The sequence below is a fragment of the Fructobacillus ficulneus genome, assembly GCF_001047075.2.
GTDB classification, from domain to species: Bacteria; Bacillota; Bacilli; order Lactobacillales; family Lactobacillaceae; genus Fructobacillus; species Fructobacillus ficulneus.
On the sequence record NZ_DF968000.1, the window covers coordinates 1 to 6,034 of the forward strand.

A 6,034-nucleotide genomic window follows, 5' to 3' on the forward strand; every position below is an offset into this window, starting at 1 on the left:
TCTGCTCGCTTTAGATGTATGTCAGATTAATGGGGTTTCTTCCTAGTTTAACGGCCGTTTCTGTCGCTGGTTGGCTTTAGATGTATGTCAGATTAATGGGGTTTCTTCCTTGGCTCAAAAGCTGGTCAGCGACACACAAGCTTTAGATGTATGTCAGATTAATGGGGTTTCTTCCAGAATGTCGACATCATGTGAATAGCTGGGTGCTTTAGATGTATGTCAGATTAATGGGGTTTCTTCCTTGGATTTCTAAAAATAATTTACCAAATGGGCTTTAGATGTATGTCAGATTAATGGGGTTTCTTCTCAAGTCACAAATGCTGTAACTAAGTTACTGATCAAGCACCCGTAAGGGTGCTTTTTAATTTTTAAAGAAATTTAATTTATTTTCGGTTGGCTAGCAATGAACAAAAGTGTATTATATTAAAATAAGATGAGAAAAAGGAGAGAATGATATGAGAGTTGGTGTCACTGCAGATGTTAATTTGCAAAGTACGGATATCATTAACTTGCAATTAGCAAGTTTTGCGCCAAAGCCATTGTTGGATGTTATCGAAAAGACAGGTAACGTGCCGGTCGTTTTTCCAATCACAAAGCCTGAATATGCTGCCGAATTGGTTAGCATGGTGGGTGCCGTTGTGATTCCCGGAGGACCAGATGTATCGCCAAAGTTATATGGCGAGGGTCCTCATCCTAAAATTGGGACCACTTACCCTGCCCGAGATGACTTTGAAGTTGCTGTGATTAAGGAATGCGTTAAGCAACATAAGCCACTACTAGGCATTTGTCGTGGAACCCAATTGATCAATGTGGTCTTTGGTGGCAATATGTACCAAGACTTAGGATCACAATACGAACAACCACTTTTGCAGCATTCACAGGCTGCTCGCGGATTTTTGCCAACCCATGATGTAGAAGTGACTTCTGGCAGTTTCTTATCAGAAGCAATGGGGGGAGGCTCAACCTTCTTTGTAAACTCTCGCCACCATCAAGCACTCAATAAGGTTGCCGAGGGCCTCAATGTAGTCGCTCAATCGGCTGATGGGGTTGTAGAGGGATTTGAAAACGATGATCATTCAATTGTCGGAGTTCAATGGCATCCTGAAAATTTGTGGGCAACAATGCCTGAACAAGAAGCACTATTTACGAACTTTTTTAAAAAAGCAAAGGAAGTAGGCCAGGATGAAAAGTGAAGCTAGTCAAAGTCAAAAAATTGGTTTTTGGAGTATTGTTTTACTAGGAATTAACGGAATCATTGGGTCAGGAATTTTCCTATTGCCCAGTGCAGGAATGAAACTTTTTGGTCCTGCTAGTATTGTTGTATTATTCTTTGATGCTTTTCTGGCTTTCGTCATTGCCATGTGTTTTGCTGACTGTGCTTCATTTTTCTCGAAAAATGGAGGTCCTTACCTCTATGCCAAGGAAGCCTTTGGAGGCTTCGTCGGTTATGAGGTTGGTTTTGTTACTTGGGTTATCCGAATCATTGCTGAAGCAACCTTATATGTTGCCTTTGCAACTGCTTTAGGTGGCCTTTTCCCAGATTTGAATAATCCGACAGCAAAAAATGTGATTGTCACTTTGATGGCAGTATCATTGGTTGCTTTAAATGTTAGTGGTGTCAAATTAACGGCTTTAATTAGCAACGTTGTTACTGTCGGAAAGTTAGTGCCAATTGCATTAGTTATTGTCTTTGGTTTGTTCTTCATGAAGGGCAGCCACTTTGATCCTTTCTTTGTTAGTCATCTAACAACTAGCAATAACTTTGCGACAACCGCAATTACATTATTCTATATTTTCACCGGTTTTGAAGCTTTGCCCGTGATTGCCGGTGAGATGACTAATGCAAAGAAAAATTTGCCTAAGGCATTGATGATTGCATTATCTGCTGTAGCTTTGGTATATGTCCTAGTTATGACTGTTAGTGTTGGTGTCATGGGTGATCAGTTAGCTTCTTCAACTGTTCCATTGAAAGATACTTTTGAGAAAATTGCTGGAAGCTTTGGTGGTGACTTGATTTCACTTGGAATGGTTTTGTCAGTCGGTGGTATTTGTATTTCTTCATCATTTATCACACCTCGCTCAGGTGTTGCTCTTGCTGAAAACAAGATGATGCCAAAAGTATTGGCTAAGAAAAATCGTAAGAATGCTCCTTACGTTGCTATTGTCTTCTCAACGGTAGCAGTTTTGGCCATTGCCTATTCTGGAACGTTTACAACTTTGGCTCAAATTAGTGCGGTTTCTCGTTTTGCACAGTTTATCCCAACTTGTTTGGCCGTCTTGGTTTTCCGTCATACTAAGAAAGATGAAGCAAGAGATTTCCGCTTGCCTCTTGGTCCAGTAATTCCTATTGTTGCCCTAGTAATCTCTGTTTGGTTACTTTGGCACGTGACAAAGACTGACCTTGTTTGGGGATTTGGTGCGTTGGTAGTTGCTGTACCTTTCTACTTCATTACCAAGCAACGTGGCACAACAGAATAAATATTTATCCATATTTGCATATAAATGAAAGGCCTCGTCATTGGACGAGGCCCTTTTCGTTTTACAAAATTGTTGCAGAGGATAGTGGATTAGCTATTTTTGAAATTTAGCCATAAAGGTGTTGGATAGAAAATATTTCTGCCGTTCTAAGCTATTTCTTGTCTGAATTAAACCGGTTTGAGGGGGTTGACGAATTAATTTAAAAAATTTTAATGTTAGTTTAAACTTATAATTTAAATCATTTGAAGTTAGTCGGGAAATTTTTGTTTTCTTTTTGAATTTTTTAAACAGTTTTGTATCAGACTTGTAATCTAATGGATATTGTGATAAGAGGCTATCCGTCGTTATAATTAAGTCAATTACGCGACTTTAAATCGCGTTTTGTTTTATAAATGCCAGCAAGAGACAAAATTTGCACCATTCACTCTTGCACGGCCAAAAATATAGTCAGTTTAAATGGTACAAACTTATAGTTTTATTTGGGAAGATCTTTAAACATCGTCACAGTTACATTGTACAAGGATAATCCAAATGAAAATTAACAAAAAAATCATAGCAATAGCCGCGGCCACCGCCATTATCGTTGGTGGGACCTCTGCCGGAGCTGCGTATAAAGCTGATGCCGACGGCAATAGCTTCACGCATCTTTTCCATCAATCGAATAATGACAGCCAATCTTCTAAGAAGACAACTGCTCAGAAGAAGGCCGCAGCTGCTAAGAAACAAGCAGCAGCCCAAAAGGCTTCAGAAGCATCATCTACGAGTGCTGCTGCAGCCAGCTCAGCCTCTTCTGCCAGTTCAGCAGCTGCGAGCTCGTCATCATCTGCTGCTGAAGCCTCAGCCCAGGCAGCCAGTGCTTCTTCAACGGCTGCTGTTGAAAGCTCAGCCACTCCAGCTGCTCAACCAACTGCAACTGCCTCAACGGAAAACACTCGGACAGATGGTGTGAACTACTTAGGTCACCATTTTGACAACCCTGTTTTCTATGGCTCAGGTAAGACACCAAACTGGACCAACAACGTTTGGTCATGGGCCTCATTGAGTGGTTACTACTTAGCTGAACAAGCTTCAGTTGCCGGTCAATTGGCTCAACAATTGACAACAGGTGATGCAATTACTGTTAACGGTACTACTTACCACGTTGATGCAATTGATCAAAGTATTAACCGGACTTCTGGTGCAGCAACTGTAATGGCTCAAAAGGCTCAACACGCCATTGCTATCCAAACTTGTAACGACTCAGTTAACGTCAAAGTTATTTTCGCCGACTAAGAGTTAGTTAACGAAAAATTATCGTTATTAGTAGCTAGTTATTGGCTACTAATATCATCAATAAAAGACCAGGACAAATGTCTTGGTCTTTTATTAATTTGAAATGATTTTTTAGAAATGAAGGCTGGTTAATTTTGCCAAGGGTGACTAAACCAGCAGATGAGCAGGTAATATCAGCTGTGGCTATCTTTATTTTTTAATGAAGAAGTTTATAATTGTAGGTACTTAACTTGACCGAATAGAGGAGACGCTTAATGAAAATTGGAATTACGGCAGACGCCAACATGCAAGCGACTGTAACACCACGATTGCGCTTGGCCCATATTGTTCAGAAAAAATTGGTCGATGTCTTGTTGAAAAATGACGTTGTACCAGTAGTCTTGCCAATTGCTAAGCCTGAAATGGCGGCAGAATTGGTCAGCATGGTTGACGGAGTTATTATTCCCGGCGGACCAGATGTTTCACCGTCTTACTATGGCGAAGACCCACACCGAAAGATTGGCATGACCTATGAAGCTCGCGATGCTTTTGAAACGGCAGTTATCAAGGAATGCGTTAAGCAAGGTAAGCCGGTCTTAGGTATTTGCCGCGGAATTCAGATTATTAATGTGACCTTTGGTGGAACTCTCTACCAAGACCTCCAATCTCAATTCGAGAATGAGGTGATCCGTCATGAACAAGTGCCGGACAGTGACCTGCCCACTCATTATATTAATGTCGAAATGGATAGTTTCATTGCTAAATCACAGGGAGCTCATCCCTTCGTCAACTCGAAGCACCACCAAGCTGTTAAGACCGTGGCAGATGGTTTTAAGGTTACCGCCCATGCCAATGATGGAGTCATCGAAGGAATTGAAAATCCCGACAAGTTAATCGTGGCTGTCCAATGGCACCCGGAAAACTTCTGGGAAGACCATGATGACCAGGAACAACTTTTCAAGGACTTTTTCGCCTTAGCTGCTAGTCACCAAGGATAAGCTAAGCCCTCAATCAAATTAAAGCTTGCTTTAGCCCTGATTTTTAGGGCTTTTTTCATTGGTGGAAAAATATCCCATATGGAATAAATTTTCCCCACTCATTTTCATATAATGAGGTTAGTACAAACCAAATTTGAAGAAAATGAGGTAAACAAATGCGTCAATTTTTAACTGATATCGGTAAGGGAATGTTAATCTATTTGGGGTTTCTAACGATTGATTTCTTTGTGGCAATGTTGAGCGTCTCCCATTCTGGGACGATGGAAACAGCCCTGGGAATTCGGATTGAAACCGTGATGGATGCCCATAGTATGTCGAACATGGTAACGGGGACTTGGACCCTCTTGCTTTCGTTTGTGGCATTTTTGGTCTGTTGGCAAATCTATTGTTATTACAAGCGGGCGCGCCAACATAAATAAGTCAGGAATTCTTCATAATAAAAAACCGCCAGTTGGCGGTTTTTTCATTTGATTTGGTAGAGGCACCAGACCATCTCTGGGTGGTACTCCTTGATAATTTTTAAGTCACCATGAGGGACGAAGGACTGCTTGCTAAAGATGGCGTATTGGTAGTCACCGGCTTCAAAAGCCGTCTGGGCCAGAGGTTTGCTAGGCACATAGTCGACTTGCAGGTCCTGGTCTGTCACTTTCATGAACTGTTGGATGAGTTCTTTGGTAGCGGCATGGAGGATGGCCTTGCCGTTGGTCACACTCTTATTTTCCGTTAACAACATCGGCAGGGTGGGCAAATGAAAGACGGTCGCAATTTGCAGCCGGTCCAAGTACCGGTAGTGGTTATTGGTCCAGTTATTGCCATCTTTATTTTGGTAGGCCGTTGGTACGAGGAAATAGTCACCAGCATAGGCAGCTAGATTTTGGTAAACAGATTCAAAATCGGGATGGGTTTCAATGGCTAAGCCTTGATACGCTGGGTCCTCATCTTGGAGGTGTTCAGCTGCTTGATAACTATCCGTGGTAACGGGTCCGAGAGTGTGAATGGTTGGCATCTTAATCCTCCGTTGGTTAGCTGGTTAATTGGTCAATAATTTCTTGGGCAATAGTGGCTGGGTCCTTTTCGTCAACGTGAATCACAGTCGTTGCCAGGTCCTCGTAGGTTGCTTGGCGGGACCGCTTTAATTTCAGGAGGCCATCCATGCCGAGTTGTTGGAAGAGGGGCCGGCTGGCAATTCCATCGGCTTCGAGGCGTTTTTGAATAGTGGCATCATTAGCGTCTAAGAAAATGATGGGTCCCTGGTGGGCCTTGAAGACGGCCTGACTAGCCGGTTGGACGGGGGTTCCGCCGCCGGT

At 42.3% G+C, this 6,034-nt stretch carries 7 protein-coding genes and 1 CRISPR repeat array; of the genes, 5 read left to right on the top strand and 2 right to left on the bottom strand.

What is annotated here, in order from left to right; genetic code table 11:
* Positions 1 to 7 precede the first annotated feature (7 nt).
* Positions 8 to 307: direct repeats of the CRISPR family, unit length 36 nt; unit sequence GCTTTAGATGTATGTCAGATTAATGGGGTTTCTTCC.
* Positions 308 to 455: 148 nt separating this feature from the next.
* From AOQ29_RS02245 to AOQ29_RS02265, 5 genes are all read left to right on the top strand, one after another.
* A complete protein-coding gene (locus AOQ29_RS02245; RefSeq protein WP_061992925.1) occupies positions 456 to 1,193 on the top strand; it encodes a gamma-glutamyl-gamma-aminobutyrate hydrolase family protein in 738 nt (245 codons plus the stop codon).
* Positions 1,183 to 2,478 (top strand): APC family permease, encoded by a 1,296-nt coding sequence (locus AOQ29_RS02250; RefSeq protein WP_061992926.1) that lies wholly within the window; start codon positions 1,183 to 1,185, stop codon positions 2,476 to 2,478. Before AOQ29_RS02245 ends, AOQ29_RS02250 begins: the two co-directional genes overlap by 11 nt.
* Before the next feature lie 531 nt (positions 2,479 to 3,009).
* Positions 3,010 to 3,750, top strand: coding sequence for a hypothetical protein (locus tag AOQ29_RS02255; protein ID WP_061992927.1), 741 nt, complete (start codon positions 3,010 to 3,012; stop codon positions 3,748 to 3,750).
* A gap of 254 nt (positions 3,751 to 4,004) precedes the next feature.
* The gene (locus tag AOQ29_RS02260) at positions 4,005 to 4,727 is read left to right on the top strand and encodes a gamma-glutamyl-gamma-aminobutyrate hydrolase family protein (RefSeq protein WP_061992928.1); all 723 of its coding nucleotides are present in this window, start codon (positions 4,005 to 4,007) and stop codon (positions 4,725 to 4,727) included.
* A gap of 155 nt (positions 4,728 to 4,882) precedes the next feature.
* Positions 4,883 to 5,146, top strand: coding sequence for a hypothetical protein (locus AOQ29_RS02265; RefSeq protein ID WP_061992929.1), 264 nt, complete (start codon positions 4,883 to 4,885; stop codon positions 5,144 to 5,146).
* A gap of 44 nt (positions 5,147 to 5,190) precedes the next feature.
* On the opposite strand, the gene AOQ29_RS02270 is transcribed toward AOQ29_RS02265, so the two are convergent.
* On the bottom strand, positions 5,191 to 5,733 hold the full coding sequence (locus AOQ29_RS02270; RefSeq protein WP_061992930.1) for a hypothetical protein: 543 nt from the start codon (positions 5,731 to 5,733) through the stop codon (positions 5,191 to 5,193).
* Between the two features lie 16 nt (positions 5,734 to 5,749).
* Positions 5,750 to 6,034: shikimate kinase (locus tag AOQ29_RS07660; protein WP_275936571.1), on the bottom strand; the 285-nt coding region annotated here is incomplete at its 5' end.

What these genes read in the sequence shown, in the direction of transcription:
- AOQ29_RS02270 (WP_061992930.1), bottom strand. Translation starts at nt 5,733, where the DNA reads ATGCCAACCATTCACACTCTCGGACCCGTTACCACGGATAGTTATCAA.
- AOQ29_RS02250 (WP_061992926.1), top strand. Translation starts at nt 1,183, where the DNA reads ATGAAAAGTGAAGCTAGTCAAAGTCAAAAAATTGGTTTTTGGAGTATT.
- AOQ29_RS02260 (WP_061992928.1), top strand. Translation starts at nt 4,005, where the DNA reads ATGAAAATTGGAATTACGGCAGACGCCAACATGCAAGCGACTGTAACA.
- AOQ29_RS02265 (WP_061992929.1), top strand. Translation starts at nt 4,883, where the DNA reads ATGCGTCAATTTTTAACTGATATCGGTAAGGGAATGTTAATCTATTTG.
- AOQ29_RS02245 (WP_061992925.1), top strand. Translation starts at nt 456, where the DNA reads ATGAGAGTTGGTGTCACTGCAGATGTTAATTTGCAAAGTACGGATATC.
- AOQ29_RS02255 (WP_061992927.1), top strand. Translation starts at nt 3,010, where the DNA reads ATGAAAATTAACAAAAAAATCATAGCAATAGCCGCGGCCACCGCCATT.